Annotated in this window: 17 protein-coding genes; 7 read left to right on the forward strand and 10 right to left on the reverse strand. The window is 62.3% G+C overall.

What is annotated here, in order from left to right:
- Positions 1-2: 2 nt before the first annotated feature.
- The 4 genes from ramB to GN300_RS18785 all read right to left on the reverse strand — a co-directional run bounded on the left by ramB (position 3) and on the right by GN300_RS18785 (position 3,885).
- Positions 3-1,415, reverse strand: a complete 1,413-nt coding sequence (gene ramB / locus GN300_RS18770; RefSeq protein ID WP_003941547.1) for an acetate metabolism transcriptional regulator RamB — start codon at positions 1,413-1,415, stop codon at positions 3-5.
- 125 nt (positions 1,416-1,540) lie between these two features.
- Positions 1,541-2,800 (reverse strand): formamidase, encoded by a 1,260-nt coding sequence (fmdA, locus tag GN300_RS18775; protein WP_042923284.1) that lies wholly within the window; start codon positions 2,798-2,800, stop codon positions 1,541-1,543.
- Between the two features lie 94 nt (positions 2,801-2,894).
- Positions 2,895-3,182 carry an FmdB family zinc ribbon protein gene (locus tag GN300_RS18780; protein WP_037129638.1) on the reverse strand — a complete coding sequence of 96 codons (288 nt, stop codon included), beginning with the start codon at positions 3,180-3,182 and terminating at the stop codon, positions 2,895-2,897.
- A gap of 79 nt (positions 3,183-3,261) precedes the next feature.
- Positions 3,262-3,885, reverse strand: a complete 624-nt coding sequence (locus GN300_RS18785) for a serine/threonine protein kinase (protein WP_233405668.1) — start codon at positions 3,883-3,885, stop codon at positions 3,262-3,264.
- A 504-nt stretch (positions 3,886-4,389) separates the two neighbouring features.
- Here GN300_RS18785 and aceA point away from each other — a divergent pair.
- From aceA to GN300_RS18805, 4 genes are all read left to right on the forward strand, one after another.
- Positions 4,390-5,679 (forward strand): isocitrate lyase, encoded by a 1,290-nt coding sequence (aceA, locus tag GN300_RS18790; protein WP_003941533.1) that lies wholly within the window; start codon positions 4,390-4,392, stop codon positions 5,677-5,679.
- A gap of 184 nt (positions 5,680-5,863) precedes the next feature.
- Complete coding sequence (locus GN300_RS18795) at positions 5,864-6,760, forward strand: 3-hydroxybutyryl-CoA dehydrogenase (protein ID WP_003941541.1); 897 nt, start codon at positions 5,864-5,866, stop codon at positions 6,758-6,760.
- A 91-nt stretch (positions 6,761-6,851) separates the two neighbouring features.
- Positions 6,852-9,158 (forward strand): 5-methyltetrahydropteroyltriglutamate--homocysteine S-methyltransferase, encoded by a 2,307-nt coding sequence (metE, locus tag GN300_RS18800; RefSeq protein WP_063314787.1) that lies wholly within the window; start codon positions 6,852-6,854, stop codon positions 9,156-9,158.
- A 72-nt stretch (positions 9,159-9,230) separates the two neighbouring features.
- Entirely contained in the window at positions 9,231-10,271 is a 1,041-nt protein-coding gene (locus tag GN300_RS18805) for an NAD(P)-dependent alcohol dehydrogenase (protein WP_042452947.1), read from the forward strand.
- Between the two features lie 37 nt (positions 10,272-10,308).
- Here GN300_RS18805 and GN300_RS18810 read toward each other — a convergent pair whose 3' ends face one another.
- Together GN300_RS18810 and GN300_RS18815 are read right to left on the reverse strand one after the other, a co-directional pair.
- Complete coding sequence (locus GN300_RS18810; protein ID WP_003941515.1) at positions 10,309-11,103, reverse strand: RNA polymerase sigma factor SigF; 795 nt, start codon at positions 11,101-11,103, stop codon at positions 10,309-10,311.
- Positions 11,100-11,531, reverse strand: coding sequence for an ATP-binding protein (locus GN300_RS18815; protein ID WP_003941553.1), 432 nt, complete (start codon positions 11,529-11,531; stop codon positions 11,100-11,102). Before GN300_RS18815 ends, GN300_RS18810 begins: the two co-directional genes overlap by 4 nt.
- 391 nt (positions 11,532-11,922) lie before the next feature.
- Between GN300_RS18815 and GN300_RS18820 the strand changes: the two genes are divergently transcribed.
- Positions 11,923-12,366 carry an STAS domain-containing protein gene (locus tag GN300_RS18820; protein WP_007735372.1) on the forward strand — a complete coding sequence of 148 codons (444 nt, stop codon included), beginning with the start codon at positions 11,923-11,925 and terminating at the stop codon, positions 12,364-12,366.
- A gap of 55 nt (positions 12,367-12,421) precedes the next feature.
- On the opposite strand, the gene GN300_RS18825 is transcribed toward GN300_RS18820, so the two are convergent.
- Positions 12,422-13,690, reverse strand: coding sequence for a glycosyltransferase (locus GN300_RS18825; protein ID WP_003941555.1), 1,269 nt, complete (start codon positions 13,688-13,690; stop codon positions 12,422-12,424).
- 120 nt (positions 13,691-13,810) lie between these two features.
- Here GN300_RS18825 and GN300_RS18830 point away from each other — a divergent pair, with 120 nt between their 5' ends.
- A complete protein-coding gene (locus GN300_RS18830) occupies positions 13,811-14,224 on the forward strand; it encodes a DUF6292 family protein (RefSeq protein WP_063314786.1) in 414 nt (137 codons plus the stop codon).
- Positions 14,225-14,246: 22 nt separating this feature from the next.
- Here GN300_RS18830 and GN300_RS18835 read toward each other — a convergent pair whose 3' ends face one another.
- Positions 14,247-14,816 (reverse strand): DUF2231 domain-containing protein, encoded by a 570-nt coding sequence (locus GN300_RS18835; protein WP_007735369.1) that lies wholly within the window; start codon positions 14,814-14,816, stop codon positions 14,247-14,249.
- A gap of 114 nt (positions 14,817-14,930) precedes the next feature.
- Between GN300_RS18835 and GN300_RS18840 the strand changes: the two genes are divergently transcribed.
- Entirely contained in the window at positions 14,931-15,152 is a 222-nt protein-coding gene (locus GN300_RS18840) for a hypothetical protein (RefSeq protein ID WP_039973486.1), read from the forward strand.
- A 16-nt stretch (positions 15,153-15,168) separates the two neighbouring features.
- Here the strand turns inward: GN300_RS18840 and GN300_RS18845 are convergent, their stop codons facing one another.
- Together GN300_RS18845 and GN300_RS18850 are read right to left on the reverse strand one after the other, a co-directional pair.
- Positions 15,169-16,023 carry a polyphosphate kinase 2 family protein gene (locus GN300_RS18845; RefSeq protein ID WP_063314785.1) on the reverse strand — a complete coding sequence of 285 codons (855 nt, stop codon included), beginning with the start codon at positions 16,021-16,023 and terminating at the stop codon, positions 15,169-15,171.
- Positions 16,024-16,080: 57 nt separating this feature from the next.
- Positions 16,081-16,815, reverse strand: coding sequence for a TetR/AcrR family transcriptional regulator (locus GN300_RS18850; RefSeq protein ID WP_003941527.1), 735 nt, complete (start codon positions 16,813-16,815; stop codon positions 16,081-16,083).
- Positions 16,816-16,864 lie beyond the last annotated feature (49 nt).

The raw sequence follows: 16,864 nt of genomic DNA on the forward strand, positions 1-16,864 counted from the left end.
GGTCAGCGAATCACGTACGGCGAAATCGAACTCCGGTGCTCGCTGATGTCGAGGTCTTTACCCAACGGAGGGAAGGCACGCTGCGGACAATTGAGGCGTTCGCAGACACGGCAGCCCGAGCCGATCGGCGTTCCCGGATTCGACTCGTCCAGATCCAGACCGTCGCTGTAGACGAGTCGGTGGGCGTGTCGAATCTCGCATCCCAATCCGATGGCGAAGATCTTTGCGGGCTGTCCGTATCGAGCCGCTCGACGTTCGACCGTGCGCGCAACCCAGAGGTATCGACGACCGTCGGGCATCTGCGCGATCTGAGGCATGATCTTGCCCGGATATGAGAACGTCTCGTAGACGTTCCACAGCGGGCACGTACCGCCGCTGGTGGAGAAGTGGAATCCGGTGGCGGACTGACGCTTCGACATGTTTCCGGCACGATCGACACGCACGAACATGAACGGAACCCCGCGAAGTTTGGGGCGCTGCAGGGTCGAGAGGCGGTGGCAGATCGTCTCGTAGCTCGCGGAATAGAAGGCGGACATGCGCTCGATGTCGTACCGGAAGTCCTCGGCAACCTCGTGAAACTGGCTGTAGGGCAGCACGGTGGCCGCGGCGAAATAGTTGGCCAAACCAAGCTTCGCCAGGGAGACCGACGCTTCGCTGGTGAAGTTGCCCTCGGCCACCAACGAGTCGAGCAGGTCGCCATGCTCGAGGTATGCGAGTTCTGTCGCGAACTTGAAGACCTGTTGCCCGCCGGAGAGCCTTGCGGAAATTTCCAGGACCCTGGTGTCCGGGTCGTAACGGTGAAGTATGTTCTCGCCCAAGTCGACTCGTCGAACGATCTGCACGTCATGGACGGACTCGAGGCGTCTGGCGATCTCGCCGGCGACGTCGCCACGGTGAAAGCGCATCCGGGCAGTGAGTTCTTCGGCTGCGGTGTCGAGATCGTGGATGTAGTTCTGTCGCTGATAGAAGTAGTCGCGCACTTCCTCGTGCGGCATGGTGATCGAACCGCTGCCGCTGCCGTCCGAGAAACGGTCCTCCGTGGCTGCGGCGAGCTGGGCCGTCGTGTTGCGGAAGCGGCGATGCATGTTCACCATCGCCTTGGCGAGGCCGGGGTGGGTGGAGACCATCTCCGCGATTTCGTGGGCGTCGGCGTCAATACCCATCTCCTGATCGAGGGCAACTTCACGCATTTCCGCGATCAGGCGTGTGTCGTCCTGCGGGGAGAAGAAGGTGGTGTCGACACCGAAGACTTCACTGATTCGCAGGAGAACCGGCACGGTGAGTGGCCGGACGTCGTGCTCGATCTGATTGAGATAGCTTGCCGAGATCTCGAGCGTCTTGGCCAGCGAAGCCTGACTCAACCCGCGCTCGGTCCGCAGTTGGCGGAGCCGGACACCGACAAAGGTTTTCGACATTTTCCCAGGATACGAGTGACAGTCCGGCTTCGCAAAGGTGGGTTCGCAGTCTTCGCACAGGGGCTCCGCCCCCGTGAGTGGTTGAGGAGCCTCGGCACTCCCTAACCACTCACGGGGCCGGAGGCCTAGACCCTGTTCTCCGAACGCGGGGCGCCGATTCCGGGATCGATCTGGAACGGCCCGCTCGACGAGGGTGCAAGGGGGAAGTCGAAGATCGCAGTCGGGAGATAGACCGTCGAACACGAGTTGGGGATATCCACGACACCCGACAGGCGGCCCTCGATCGGCGCCGCGCCGAGTAGCAGGTACGCCTGCTCTGGCGCGTACCCGAACTTGGTCAGATACTCGATCGCATGCAGGCACGCACGCTGGTAGGACAGATGTGAATCCAGGTACTTCTGTTCGCCGTCCAACGTGACGGAAGTGCCCGAGAACGCAAGCCACTCGGAATACTGCGGATCCGTGTTGCCCGGCATGAAGATGGCGTTCTCGGAAACGCCGTAGGTATCCATTCCGCCCTTGATGATGTCCACACGAAGATCGATGAAGCCGCCCATCTCGATGGCACCGCAGAAAGTGATCTCTCCGTCGCCCTGGGAGAAGTGAAGATCGCCGACCGACAGATTCGCACCGTCCACGAATACCGGATAGAAGATTCGGCTGCCCTTGGTGAGGTTCTTGATGTCCTGGTTTCCACCGTTCTCGCGAGGGGGAGCGGTGCGCGCCGCCTCGCCGGCCACGCGTGTGTACTCGTCACCGGTCAAGGTTCCCAGTACTGCATCGCGGGGCTCGGGCGGAAGTGCAAGCGGGGGAACCCGATTGGGATCGGTGGCAATGAGGGCGCCCTCGCGGGCATTCCACTTGGCGAGCAAGGCTGCCGACGGAGCCGTGCCCATGAGTCCCGGGTGGACGATGCCCGTGAACGAGACGTGCGGAATGTGACGCGACGTCGCCGTTTGGCCGGAGAAATCCCAGACGGCTTTGTACGCATCGGGGAACTGTTCGGTGAGGAAGCCGCCGCCGTTGTTCCGAGGGAAGATGCCCGTGTACCCCCAGCCTTGGCCGGCCAACGGACCCGAATCTTCTTGGGGGATAGGCCCGATATCCAAGATGTCGACGATCAAGAGGTCGCCGGGCTTCGCGCCTTCGACGGCAAAGGGGCCGGACAGCGTGTGGACCGTGGTCAGTGGTGCATTGAGAATGTCGTCGGCTGAGTCGTCGTTGTGTATTGCGCCGTCGAACCATTCGCGGCAATGGACACGAAACGCATCACCGGGTTTCACTGTCACCGCCGCTGGGATGTCCGGGTGCCACCGATTGTGGCCGACGATTGCCTGGTCGGTGAATTTCTTGGCGGAATCGAGTGGAAACAGCAGTTCAGGCATATGCACTCCTCATTCTCGAAGAAACGGAAAACTCGTGGCGGCAGGACTTTCGTGTCGGATCGGGCCTCATGGCGAGGACGCGCGGTGAGGACGCTCAGGGGCGAGGTAGCTTGCGGTGCAACGGATTGGACGTCGTCGGGGCAGATTGCCGGCCGCGGCCGGGTAGCGACCCACTGACCACGGCAGGCTCGTGAGCCGATCGAGCAGTGCTGTCCAGTAGACCCATCGCGGCCGACGACGCGTGACTCAACCGGGGAGACGAGACCACCCGCTTGGACTCGAGACTGCACTGGGGGCAAGTAATCGACTGGGGCACTTCGGCCATCGCGAACGACCGCTCGAGCGGGCCGCAGCCGGTACAGCGAAACTCGTACAGAGGCATGCGGTCACGCTATCGGAGGATCCGTAAGTGCGACACTGGAACGACACGCACCGGGTTGCCGATGCCGCAATTGCGCCCGTCAGCGCAAGTACACAACCGCGTTGTCTCCGCCGGTACAGGTGACGATGCCGGAGGTCACCTTGCATGCCATCGTGTACTCCTTGCCGGTCACCGGACTACGTGCGGACACGGTGCTGGATGCACCGGTTGCACCGGAGTTCCCGTAGGCGATCCGAACCGCCTCGGCAAACTCACATGAAGTTTTGCCCCCACTTGTCGCGGACTCCTTGTAACTTCCGGCCGGCTGCCCGCCGGGGCAGGCGGACGCACCGGCCGGGAAGTTCGCGGCGCGTGTGGTCGTCGGGGATGTCGTGCTGGGAGCGGTTGTCGTGGTGCCGGGTGTGTTCGCGGCGCCGATGGTGGTGTGGGCGGCGCCACCGGCGGCCGAGTTGGGGACGTCCTTCGGCCAGAGGACCCAGGCAAGCCCGCCGAAGAGAGCCAACACAGTGATGACTCCGATTACGGATACCGGAATCACCCAGCCGGGCCGACGCGGCGGCGGATTTCCACGTGGCGGTGCAGGCGGGAATCCCTGGGGCGGGGGATACGACTGCGGCGCGGCTCGGTAGCCCAACTGCGGCGGCTGTGGACCGGATTGCGACCATGCCTGGTTGTTCGGTGGCCGCTGATAGTTGTCCGGCACCGCTTTATCGCCCGGTCGGGGGCGTCGAACGACAAGTCATGGTTCGACAGCATATGGCCGGCGAACGGGTTGTCTGTGGCTTTCTGGCGGGTAGATCCCTGGAATTGCCCGAGCGAAGCCTGTTGCCGGGGAGTGATTGCGGTCACTCGCAGGTAGCGAAGTTGGCTCCGAAGTAGCGGAAGGGCCTGTTCCGAGTGCCATGCGAACTGCCGGAATTCGCAAGCGGCGGAGTTGAGTGCATTTCGTTCACAGCCTGCGGTTTCTTTCCTACTCGCCAGTACGGAACCTGTCCGATTGGGTAGTACCAGTCGCGTAGGAATCTTCACAGACTTAGCAAAGTGTGTTGAAAAGGTAGCGAAGATTGGCATTAGCAACAGGTAGACGGCACTTTTTCGATGTGCCATCCTCGGTAAGTACACAAGAAGGGCCTGGCAAGTATGTGAAGTAGTACGCACGTACTGCTCACAACAGGCCGGACCAGCAGATCAAAGAGATGGAGTCTTGATGTCGACCACCGGCACCCCGAAGACCGCAGCTGAGCTCCAGCAGGATTGGGACACCAACCCTCGCTGGAAGGGCGTTACTCGTAACTACACGGCCGATCAGGTCGTCAAGCTCCAGGGCACCGTCGTCGAGGAGCAGACCCTCGCTCGTCGCGGATCCGAGATCCTGTGGGATCTCGTGAACAACGAGGACTACATCAACTCCCTCGGTGCACTTACCGGCAACATGGCTGTGCAGCAGGTTCGCGCCGGCCTGAAGGCCATCTACCTCTCCGGTTGGCAGGTTGCCGGCGATGCGAACCTCTCGGGCCACACGTACCCGGACCAGAGCCTCTACCCGGCCAACTCGGTTCCGACCGTCGTCCGTCGCATCAACAACGCACTGCTGCGCGCCGACGAGATCGCCAAGACCGAGGGTGACACCTCCGTCAGCAACTGGCTCGCTCCGATCGTTGCCGACGCCGAAGCCGGCTTCGGTGGCGCTCTCAACGCTTACGAGCTGCAGAAGGCCATGATCGGCGCCGGCGCTGCCGGTGTCCACTGGGAGGATCAGCTCGCTTCGGAGAAGAAGTGCGGCCACCTCGGCGGCAAGGTGCTCATCCCCACGCAGCAGCACATCCGCACCCTGACCTCGGCTCGCCTGGCTTCCGACGTCGCGGACGTTCCGTCCGTCATCATCGCCCGCACCGACGCTGAGGCCGCAACCCTCATCACCTCCGACGTGGACGAGCGTGACCGCCCGTTCCTCGACGGAACCCGCACGGCTGAAGGCTTCTACGGCGTCAAGAACGGCATCGAGCCCTGCATCGCTCGCGCCAAGGCTTACGCACCGTACGCAGACCTCATCTGGATGGAGACCGGCGTGCCGGATCTCGAGGTTGCAAAGAAGTTCGCCGAGTCCGTTCGCAGCGAATTCCCGGACCAGCTCCTGGCCTACAACTGCTCCCCTTCCTTCAACTGGAAGGCGCACCTGGACGACGCGACCATCGCGAAGTTCCAGAAGGAGCTCGGCGCAATGGGCTTCAAGTTCCAGTTCATCACGCTGGCCGGCTTCCACTCGCTCAACTACGGCATGTTCGACCTTGCCTACGGCTACGCCCGCGAAGGCATGACGGCATTCGTCGACCTGCAGGAGCGCGAGTTCAAGGCTGCCGAAGAGCGTGGCTTCACCGCCATCAAGCACCAGCGTGAGGTTGGCGCCGGCTACTTCGACACCATCGCCACCACCGTTGACCCCAACACCTCGACGGCAGCTCTCAAGGGCTCCACCGAAGAGGGACAGTTCCACTAAGAACTGACTTCGGGTGGGGGAGAGGCTCGGCTTCGGGTCTCTCCCCTGCTTGTATCACCACACTACTTTCTCTCGTCTTCAAGGCAGTTCCGATTGCGTCGGCCACCAGCGTCGACGCAGTTCGAAGTGCTTGTTTTGCAACACCTTCACCAGACAAACTCCACGAGACAAACAAGGAGCTGACGTGACCAGCGAAAAAATTCAGCGCGTCGGCGTTATCGGCGCCGGAATCATGGGTGCCGGAATCGCCGAGGTGTGCGCCCGCGCACATGTCGATGTTCTGGTCTTCGAGCAGACTCGCGAGCTTGCAGCAGCCGGGCGTTCACGCATCCTGCGTTCGCTCGACCGCGGCGTGAGCAGCGGAAAGATCACAGAACGTGAGCGTGAGCAGGCCGCATGGCGTCTGCGTTTCACCTCCGATCTGGGAGATTTCGCGGACCGCCAGCTCGTCGTGGAGGCCGTCGTCGAAGACGAGAAGATCAAGAGCGAAATCTTCGCCGAGCTCGACGCGGTCGTGACGGACCCGGATGCGGTTCTCGCGTCCAACACGTCGTCGATCCCGATCATGAAGCTCGGCATCTCAACCAAGCGTCCCGAGCGAGTCATCGGCATGCACTTCTTCAACCCGGTTCCGGTTCTGCCGCTCGTCGAATTGGTGACGACGCTCAAGACCAGTGCCTCCGTCTCGCAGCGCGCCGAGGCTTTTGCCAGCGACATCCTCGGCAAGCAGGTCGTCCGCAGTGCCGACCGCTCCGGCTTCGTCGTCAACGCACTCCTGGTGCCGTACCTGCTCTCGGCGATCCGCATGGTCGAGTCGGGCTTCGCGACCAAGGAAGACATCGACAAGGCAACGGTTCTCGGCCTCGCGCACCCCATGGGTCCGCTGGCTCTGACGGACCTGGTCGGACTCGACACCGTCAAGTCCATCGCCGACTCCATGTACGAAGAGTTCAAGGAGCCGCTGTACTCCGCTCCGCCGTTGCTCCTGCGTATGGTCGAAGCAGGCTTGACCGGCAAGAAGTCCGGCGCGGGCTTCTACGAGTACGCCGACAACGGTCGCTCCACCAAGCAGGCAAGCTAAGGCCCAACGCCCCTGTGCGCCTTTCTGGTAGTTCCGGCTACCACAAAGGCGCACAGGGCGCTCGCGCCCCTCGGTTAGAAAGGTCGACCGCATGTCCAGCAGCACTGCAGCATTCGGCTCCAGCGTCCTGGGGTATCCGCGCATCGGGCCGCGCCGTGAGCTCAAGCGCGCCCTCGAGTCCTACTGGCACGGCACTTCGGACAAGGACGCACTTCTCGCGGTCGCCAAGGAACTCCAGGAATCGACCTGGAGCGAATTGGCTGCGACGGGATTGAGCCAGGTTCCCGGCAACACCTTCTCCTTCTACGATCACGTGCTCGACAATGCGCTGCTCTTCGGCGCAGTGCCGGAGCGGTTCAAGCCGCTCGAGGGCGCCCTCGATCCGCTCGATTTCTACTTCACGATGGCCCGCGGCCGCCCGGACTTCCCGCCTCTCGAGCTGGTGCGCTTCTTCGGTACGAACTACTACTACCGTCAGCCCGAGATCGACGCGAACACTGTGTTCGCGCTCAACTCGGATGCACTTCTCGACGAGTTCGAACGTGCGAAGGCGCGCGGCATCGAATTGCGCCCCGTCATCATGGGGCCCGTCTCGCTGCTTCTGCTTTCGAAGGTCGGACCTGCCACCGAGAAGTCCGATCCGAACTTCACCCCGCTCGACCTGTTGGACGCGCTCCTGCCCGAGTACGAGAAGCTCTTCGAGCAGCTCGCCAAGGCCGGTGCGACCTGTGTTCAGTTGGACGAGCCTTCGGTCACCGAGGACCGCACCCCCGAGGAGCTAGCCGCTCTGGGACGTGCGTACGAGAAGCTTTCGACGGCCCCGCTGCGCCCGCGCCTGTTGGTGACGGGTCCGTACGGCAAGTTCGGCGAAGCCCTCAACATCTTGGCGCCCACCAAGATCGAAGCCTTCGGTCTGGACCTGGTGCACGGCAAGATCACGGCCGAGGAACTGGCCGCGGTGCCGAACATCAAGCGCAAGCGCATCTACGCGGGCGTCGTCGACGGTCGCAACGTCTGGCGCGTCGACCGGTTCAACACCTTGACGTACCTGAACGAACTCAAAGACGTTGTGCCTGACCTCGTCGTCTCCACGTCGTCGTCGCTGCTGCACGTGCCGTACGACGTGCTCTCCGAGTACGACATTCCGGGAGACGTCGCAGACCGTCTGGCTTTTGCGAAGCAGAAGGTCGGCGAAGTCGTCTCACTGGCGAAGGCGCTCACCGAAGGTCCTTCGGACAAGTGGCGTAAGCGTCCGACGAAGGTGCACTTCAAGCTCAAGCACGCTGTCCGTGCTCGGGTGAACGCGATCAAGCCCGAAGATCGTGTGCGTGCACCGTACGAGGAGCGTCGTAAGGCTCAGCAGGAACGGTTGAATCTGCCCTTGGTGCCGGCCCAGACACTGGGTTCGTTCCCGCAGACCGACGCGATTCGCCAGGCTCGTTACGAACTCGGCCAGGGGCGTTTGGAGTGGGACGACTACTACAAGCGCATCCAGGAAGAGATCGAGCGCACAATCCGTCTGCAAGAGGACATCGGTCTCGATGTTTTCGTGCACGGCGAGCACGAGCGCAACGACATGGTCCAGTACTTCGCCGAACTGCTCGAGGGCTATGCCTTCACGCACAACGGTTGGGTTCAGGCCTACGGATCTCGTTGCACGCGTCCGCCGATTCTCTACGGCGACATCGCACGTCCGAAGCCGATGACGGTCGAGTGGATTGCGTACGCGCAGTCGCTGACCGACAAGCCGGTCAAGGGCATGCTGACGGGTCCGGTCACCATGATCGCCCGTTCGTTCGTTCGCCAGGATCAGCCGCTCTACGAAACGGCAGAGCAACTGGCACTTGTCATTCGAGACGAAATCGCGGATCTCGAAGCTGCCGGAATCGCCATCATCCAGGTGGACGAACCGGCAATTCGTGAACTGCTGCCACTGCGTGAGGACGGCCGGGAGGCCTACCTGGAGTGGGCCGTCGACGCGTTCCGTCTGGCAACAGGTGGAGCGAAGCCGGAAACACAGATCCACACACATTTGACGTACTCCGCTCGGTCGTCGGTGGTCGACGCCATCGAACGGTTGGACGCCGATGTGACGGCTATCGTCGCGACCCGCTCCATCACGTGGGTTCTCGAAGCACTCAAGGAAGGCGCGCTCACGCACGGCGTCGGCCCCGGTGTCTACGAATCTCGCTCGGCTCGGATTCCCGACATCGACGAACTCGACGAATTGCTCACTGAGGCAAGCGAATCGATCTCTCTCGATCGCTTGTGGGCAAACCCGGACGGCGGCCTCAAGACTCGCCATCCGTGGCAACTCGAGCCTTCGCTGCGCAATATGGTTGCGGCCGCGAGGCGCCTGCGTCGTCGGGCCGAGCAAGCCGAGCGCGACGCCGGGTAAGTCACGTAAAGAACAAGTCATGGAGGGGCCTGCGAGTTGCAGGTCCCTCCATGCACGGGTAGGCATGTGTGCATGGTTACTGCTGCTGCTTATGCCGCGACGTCCGCTGACGGTCCCCTCGAGAAGACCACTGTCGAACGCCGCGAGCTCGGTCCACTGGACATTCTCATCGACATCAAATTTGCCGGCATCTGCCATTCCGACATCCACACCGCTCGCAACGAGTGGGGCGGAGCGAAGTACCCGATCGTCCCCGGACACGAAATCGCCGGCGTCGTCGCCGCCGTGGGTTCCGATGTCACCAAGCACAAGGTCGGCGACCGAGTGGGCGTCGGCTGCTTCGTCGACTCGTGCGGGGAGTGCGACGCCTGCACCGCCGGTGAAGAGCAGTACTGCCGCAAGGGTGTGACGGGTACGTACAACGCCACCGGCCGCGACGGCGAGCGCACTCAGGGTGGCTACTCGACGCACATCGTCGTCACCGAGCACTTCGTGCTCTCGATCCCGGAGGGCATCGAACTCGACGTTGCAGCGCCGCTCCTGTGCGCGGGCATCACCTTGTACTCACCGCTGCGGCACTGGAATGCCGGCCCCGGCAAGAAGGTCGCCATCATCGGGTTCGGCGGCCTCGGTCACGTCGGTGTGAAGATCGCCAAGGCGCTCGGCGCGGAAGTCACCGTCCTGAGCCAGACGCTCGGCAAGAAGGAAGACGGCCTTCGTCTCGGTGCCGATCACTACTACGCGACCAACGACCGTGAGACGTTCAAGGCTCTTCGTGGCGAGTTCGACCTGATCCTCAACACGGTCTCGGTCAACCTCGACATCGACGCCTACATGTCCTTGCTCGCCATCAACGGCACTCTCGTCGAACTCGGCCTACCCGAGAAGCCGATCGAAGTTCGAGCATTCTCGCTCGCCGCAAACCGTCGTAGCCTCGCCGGCTCCATGGTCGGCGGTATCCCGCAGACACAGGAGATGCTCGACTTCTGCGCCGAGCACGGCATCGGCGCAGAAATCGAACTGATCCCGGCGAGCGACATCAACGACGCTTACGAGCGCGTGATCAAGAGCGACGTCCGATACCGATTCGTGATCGACACCGCAACAATCTGACCCGCTCGGTCCTGCTCAGTCGAATTGTTCGCGGAGCTCAGTCGAGTTGCTCGCGAAGATTACTCAATGTCTTCGCGAGCAACCTCGACACGTGCATCTGGGACACACCGACTTTCTCGGCGATCTGTGTCTGCGTCAGATTTCCGAAGAATCTGAGCATCAACACCGTCCGCTCTCGCTCGGGCAGCTTGTCGAGAAGCGGACGCAACGCCTCGTGATTCTCGACGTTCTCGAGAGCTGCGTCGTAGTCACCGAGTGTCTCCACGAGCGGGAGATCGTCGGTGTGATTGGACGCGGCACCGTCGACCGAGACCGTCTGATACGCGTTGCCGGCGATCAAGGCCTGGGCAACTTCTTCGCGTTCGATCCCCAACGTCTCGGCCAACTCGTCGACGGTCGGCGCGTGCCCGAGCTGTTGTGACAGCTCGCTGATGGCCTGCCCGAGTTGGAAGTGCAACTCCTTCATCCGGCGGGGAACCCGCAATGCCCAACCGGTGTCGCGGAAGTGTCGTCGAACCTCGCCCATGACGGTGGGAACTGCGAACGAGACGAAATCGGATCCGCGCGTGGAATCGAAACGGTCGACGGCGTTGACCAGACCGAGACGCGCCACCTGAACCAGATCGTCGTGTGCCTCGCCACGACCGTCGAATCGTCTGGCGATGTGCTCGGCCAACGGTAGGCATCTGGTGATGAGTGCAGTGCGCACTCGTTCGTACTCCGGGCTGTGGGGCTCGAGGGTCCGCAGTTCCTCGAAAACTGGTATTACGTCCCGATATTCGTCGGTGGACCGCCGACGCGGGCGTGACGGGCCGTCTGCGGAAGCGGTCACAGGCGCCCGCTGAGGGCCTTGGTGAACTTCATGGTGGTGATGTAGCCGACGCCGCCGAGGTTCTCTTCCTGGTCGAGCGAAATCGAATCGGTGAGTTCGGTGAGGATGTGCCACCCGAACGAACGCTGACTGCTGTCCTCGTACTCCGTGGTCGTCGTGGACACGGACACGTGCAATTGCGGGGGCGTGAAGACGAACCGACACACCAGAACCGAATCAGGCGCAGCGCGAACGATCAGATGCGTACAGATTTCGTCCATGGCCAGTTTGATGTCGGCGATGGCGTCGAGGTCGAAGTTTTCCTGAATGGCAACGGTGGCGGCCAGTGCACGCAAAATCGACAGCTGATCGAGAGTCGCTTGAATCCTCAACTCCACAACTGGCTGAGTCTGATCCTGATCGGGCTCGAGTGCGCTGAGGTGTGCCATAAGTTCTCCGGATCGTCGTACCAGGGGTCGCGGTGAAGTCTGGTGCCGAGAACGATACCCATCCCGACCTCCACAGTGACCCCCGAACACGAAATTTGGTCGATGGTGGTGCCGGGGTAAACGACACGATTCTGCTCACGACCGTTGGCGATCGCAACATCGGATTACCTCGCGGAACCGCAGACCAAACCACATTTTTGTTCGGAACACCGAAACGAATGGTCGCAACGCACTTGTGACGTCCGTCATGCTGGCGTACTGTTTCAAACCGAGGTTGAGCACACAGCCGATGAGGGATTTATCCGTATTTCTGGAGACCCGTTCATCGTGCGTCTCCTTCGGAGGTCCCTTCTCTTTTGCAGAGTGTAAACCGTTGCGGGATGGGAGAACCATGACTGTTGTTCCAGGATCATCTATTTCAGGCTTTACGAACGCGGCGAAGGGATCGGTAGACTACGGACCTCCCGCGACCGGGACAGCGACCGCATCGTTTCACGCGCACCGCATCAGTGCACACACCGCTGTGATCAAAGTTCGTGGTGAGATCGATCTGATGAGCGCCAATGCTTTTCGTGACTTCTTGACGTACCACGTGGCCGCGGACCGGACGCTGGTCGTCGATCTATCCGAACTCGAATTCATGGGGACCTGCGGCTTGTCCGTACTGTCGGTCCTGTCGACGCGATCACGCGACGTGGGCGGCACACTCGCGCTCGTCTGCGCCCGCCCGGTGCAAAGGTTGCTCAAAGCAGCTGGTCAGGAGTCGATGTTTGCCTGCTACGAGTCGCTCGATCATGCAATCGGACTCGAAGAGACCCGACGTTTCCCCGCTTGATCACGCAGTTTCAGTCCAAGCTTCGTGAAATTCAGTTTCGTAGAGCCCGTCAGCGTCAGTGCACTTCACTTCGGTGAGTGCCCTTGTGTTGGCGGGCTCTCGGCGGTGCTGTGACGCAGCGGCCGTAGGTGCGGACCACTTCGGTGGCGACGTGATCCCACGAATACGATTCGCACGCTCGGGCCCGGCTCTGCCGTGCAAACGCCGCGCCTTCGTCCTCGTCGTCGAGAAGATGGCGGACTGCGCGCGCGGTTTCCACCGGGTTGTTGACCGGGACCCGACGCCCGGTGAGTCCGTCGATCACCGTATCCCGCAGTCCGCCAACAGGAGTCGCGACTACGGGAACTCCGCACGCCATTGCTTCCAGCGCCGCGATTCCGAACGGTTCGTATCGAGGGGTGCACACGAGGGCGTCGGCCGATCGCATCAGTTTCGGTAGTTGGCGGTGCGGAACCCGTCCCAACAATTGGACGCGATCTGCGACGCCGAGGCGCTCGGCGAGCTTGACCAAGCGGATCGCCACTTCGTCGGTGCTCAGTTGCGCGACGGGTGGCCCGCCGATCACCACCAACTCCGTATCCGGCAGCGAAGCCAGCGCGGCGACGGCAACATCGAAGCCCTTCTGCTCCACCAGTCTTCCGACGCAGATCAATCGATGTGGTGCGGTTTTCTTCGCGGCGGGTCCCTCCGGGGTGAATGCTTCGGTGTCCACGCCCGAGGGCACCATCGTGGTCCGTGATCGCGGTGATCCCTGCCGGACCAGATCGAAGATTTCGTCCGAACTGGTCGCGATGACATGGGTTGCGCCCCTGGCGATCAACGGTTCCAGGTGAGTCCGCTCCGAGGGGCTGTCGTCGGCTGCTCCGAGGTGGCGGTGCGCCGCAGATCCCAGGGAATGGAATGTCTGAAGTACGGGGATGCCGAGCGATCGGGTCGCGAGTTCCGTTGCCACACCGGACATCCAGAAGTGCGAGTGCACCACATCGGGTCGGTCGGTACTCCACTGAGCGCGCAGAATGCTGGCAAAGGTTCCCAGGTGAGGGAGGATGTCGGCATCCGGAAGAGCCTGCGTCGGGCCGGCCTCGAGATAGTCGACGGAGTACCCGGCGCGGGCGCGAACGCGGTCCGGCCCACCGACGTGGGCACGCCTGGTGAAGACGGTGACGTCGTGTCCGGCACGAACCAAGGCGGCAGACAGTTCGTCGACGTGCAGGTTCTGTGCACCGGCTGCCGAGCAGCCCACCGGTGCGAGTGGATCGGCGTTCACCGACACCATGGAGATCTTCAGCATTCGTCCGGGAGCCATAGCGGGCGAGTACTTCATCGGGTCCCCTCTCCACTTGATCGGTTCGTCTGGGGATACCCGGAGTCCGTGATCTGAACCGGGTTTCGACGCGGTCAGCGCTGGGCACATTCCAAACACGATGGCGAGGAGTGAGGTTCGATGACAGAACAAATGCTGGTCGACGCAACCGTCGGACTCGGGTTCGAGCGGTACGTACAACGGGTGGCGGTCGGTGTGGGGGCCGGCATCGAGCAGTGGTGTTGCAGGCGCGAGCACCCTCTGGAGGCTTACATCGCATTGGACCGAACTGTGCCGCGTTTCCCCGGGCGCGAGGTGGCTTTGCTGTGGGAGGAGACGTGCGGTTGGGCCCTGGCCGTGGAGACCAGATCAGGGGAGGACCTCATCGTTCTCGGATATCTGGGCGAACACGCAGTGCCGACCCCGGACGCCGTCGCCGATTTTGCCGCGACACTGGGCGCGCGCAGCCCACACTGGGTCATGAACAGACCATTGGCGGATTCGGACGAGACCGCGCGAGAACTGCGGAGCTACTCCGGAAGTGCTTACGCCTGAACAGTATCGAGGTCCGATCGGCTCAGTTGACTACATCCAGGATGGGATCGAGAACCGGAGTCGCTGCAGCCTCGACGGCCGGATCGTCCATTAGCTTGAAAACGATGTGACCACCGAGCGCGCCACCGACACCGACCGCGGTGAGCCCCAGCACCGACAGCACTCGCGCCAGCGCGAGTGAGTCCTTTCCGCGTAGCCTGTACGACGCCGCAAAAGACCAGATCCCCACTGCATTCGACGCCGCGTGCACCAGCCCCACTCGGCGTGCGACGTCGCCACGTTCGGACCAGTCCAGCCATCCCGTCAGCAAAGCCGGCGGAGTCGAAACCAATCCGAGCCCGATCAGCCGTCGTGCAGTCTGCGGATCGCCTAGAACATCGAAGATCAACGAAGCCGTCCACGCGCCCGCGGGAATGGTCACGAGGGCAGGATGGATGGGATGCCCGACGGCGGCGCCGCGCAGAAGTGCCGCGACAGTGCGCGATCGGTCGGATCGCTCCGTGATCTCGAGGATTCTGCGCCTGAGGCCAGTGGACGGACCGTCCAGTCCGCGAGCGGATTCGATTCCGCGATAAAGAGTTCCGATGTCCATGTAATTCGGCTACCCGGCGTAGACGTCGGGAAACCTCGAGGCGGCAGTGTCTTGTCGACCGTCATGCTCCGGCGTACGGTCGAAACGAAAGAGATCCGACCGGAGGAGCGAACGATGAAGCTCAATCTCTTTGCAGCGTGGGCGTCGTATTTCCTGGTGCTGGCCACAGTGGTCTGCCTCGGCAGTTTTCTGGTGGCGGCAGGTTCAGGCCAGGGTGGTTGGGCATTGATCGCCGGCCTCGCCGGCGTCGCGTGCATCGGCCTCGCGGTAGCCCTGTACGCCAGTACTGTGCGTCACGACCACAAAGTGCACCGCGAATCCCCACACCTGTTCTGATCAGGCCTGCTTCTGATCAAGACTGTGCGAGTCGTGCCTTCTCCGCCTCGATGTCGAAGTCGGCAGGGGGCCAGTCGAGATCGAGCTTTTCCAGAGCGTCGATCAGTAGCTCCGTGACCGCAATGCGGCTGTACCACTTCCGATCACACGGCACGACGTACCACGGCGCGTGCTCGGTCGACGTCTTGTCGAGCATTGCCTGATACGCCTGTTGATATGCAGGCCACAAACCGCGTTCGGTCACGTCGCCGGGGTTGTACTTCCAGTACTTGTCCGGGCGGTCGAGACGTTCTTCGAGTCGCTTCTTCTGCTCGTCGAGCGAGACGAACATCGCGACTTTCACGATAGTGGTTCCGGCGTCGACGAGTTCCTTTTCGAACTGGTTGATCTCGTCGTAGCGCTTGCTCCAGACATCCTCCGGGACAAGATCGTGGACGCGCACTACCAGGACGTCCTCGTAGTGGGAGCGATCGAACACACCGAGATAGCCGCCGCGGGGGAGTTCCTTCTTGATCCGCCAAAGGTAGTGATGTTGCTTTTCCTCTTCGGTCGGGACGCCGAAGGCCGCGTGCTGAACTCCCGAAGGATCCACGTGACCGATCACGTGTCGGACCATGCCACCCTTGCCTGCGGTGTCCATTCCTTGCAGAACCAGCAGGACTGAACGACTGTCCCCTGACCGGCCGTTGGCGTACAGCAACTCCTGCAGGTCGGACAGAACCGCGCCGCGCTCCTCGAGCAGACGTTCGCCGTCAGCTTTGTTTCCGGTGAATCCCGGAGTGCTGTTGCGATCGAGTTGATCGAGTTCGAACCCGGGCTCCACCCGCAGGGTCTTGGCGGCCGGTGTTTCCCACAGCGAGTCTTGTGCCATGCCGAAAGAGTGCCACAGGATCGCGCCCGGTGGCCCGAAAGTTCGGTCTCGGGCGAGTCAGTCCTCGGCAGGCTTGACGAGGGGATGCGGAACCGACTTGAACTTGGCCGGTGATCCGTTGACCGCAGCTATGCCGGTGATGCCGCCCCACGTCATCATCGTGAGGTAGTCGATCAGCGATTCCGCGGACATCGACTTGTTGGAGATCCACCAGTGCGTCGCGAGCTGAATTCCGCCGACGATCCCGAACGCCCACGGCAGCGAACCGCCGGAATCCATCTCCATCTCGCGAAGACGATTGCCCAACACCGTGGAGAGCAATTCGGCGATCATGCGCTCGGAATCGGCAACGACGTCGCGGTTGGCGCCGGCGCCGTTGGCCATGACGTAGAGGTAGATGTCGGGGTCGGATGCCACCGTCTCGACGTATGCGGTGATGCTCGCCTGGGTGAGTTCGAAATCGTCGAGATCGCCACTGATCGCTTCGTAGATACGCGGCGACAGGATGGTCTCGACGTACCGCATCATCGTGGCGGTCGTGAGGTCGCTCTTGTCGGCGAAGTATCGGTAGAGCACGGTCTTGGAGACACCGATCTCGGACGCGATCTCGTCCATGCCGATCTCACGGCCGCGCGCGCGGATGGCGGCGATGGTGCCGTCGACGAGTTCCTCGCGGCGAGCGATCTTGTGCTCACGCCAACGACGCTTCCGACCGTCGGATTTCTCGGGCTTCGCATCAGCAACGACTGGGCCGTCTACCTGCTCGTTGTCCTGCACGGCATTCTTGGCCACGAGTCATCTCATATCTGTGGTGCGAGCCACGTCCGATCGGTCTACTTTC

It is taken from the genome of Rhodococcus sp. Ni2 (assembly GCF_021352185.1).
GTDB classification, from domain to species: Bacteria; Actinomycetota; Actinomycetes; order Mycobacteriales; family Mycobacteriaceae; genus Rhodococcus_F; species Rhodococcus_F qingshengii.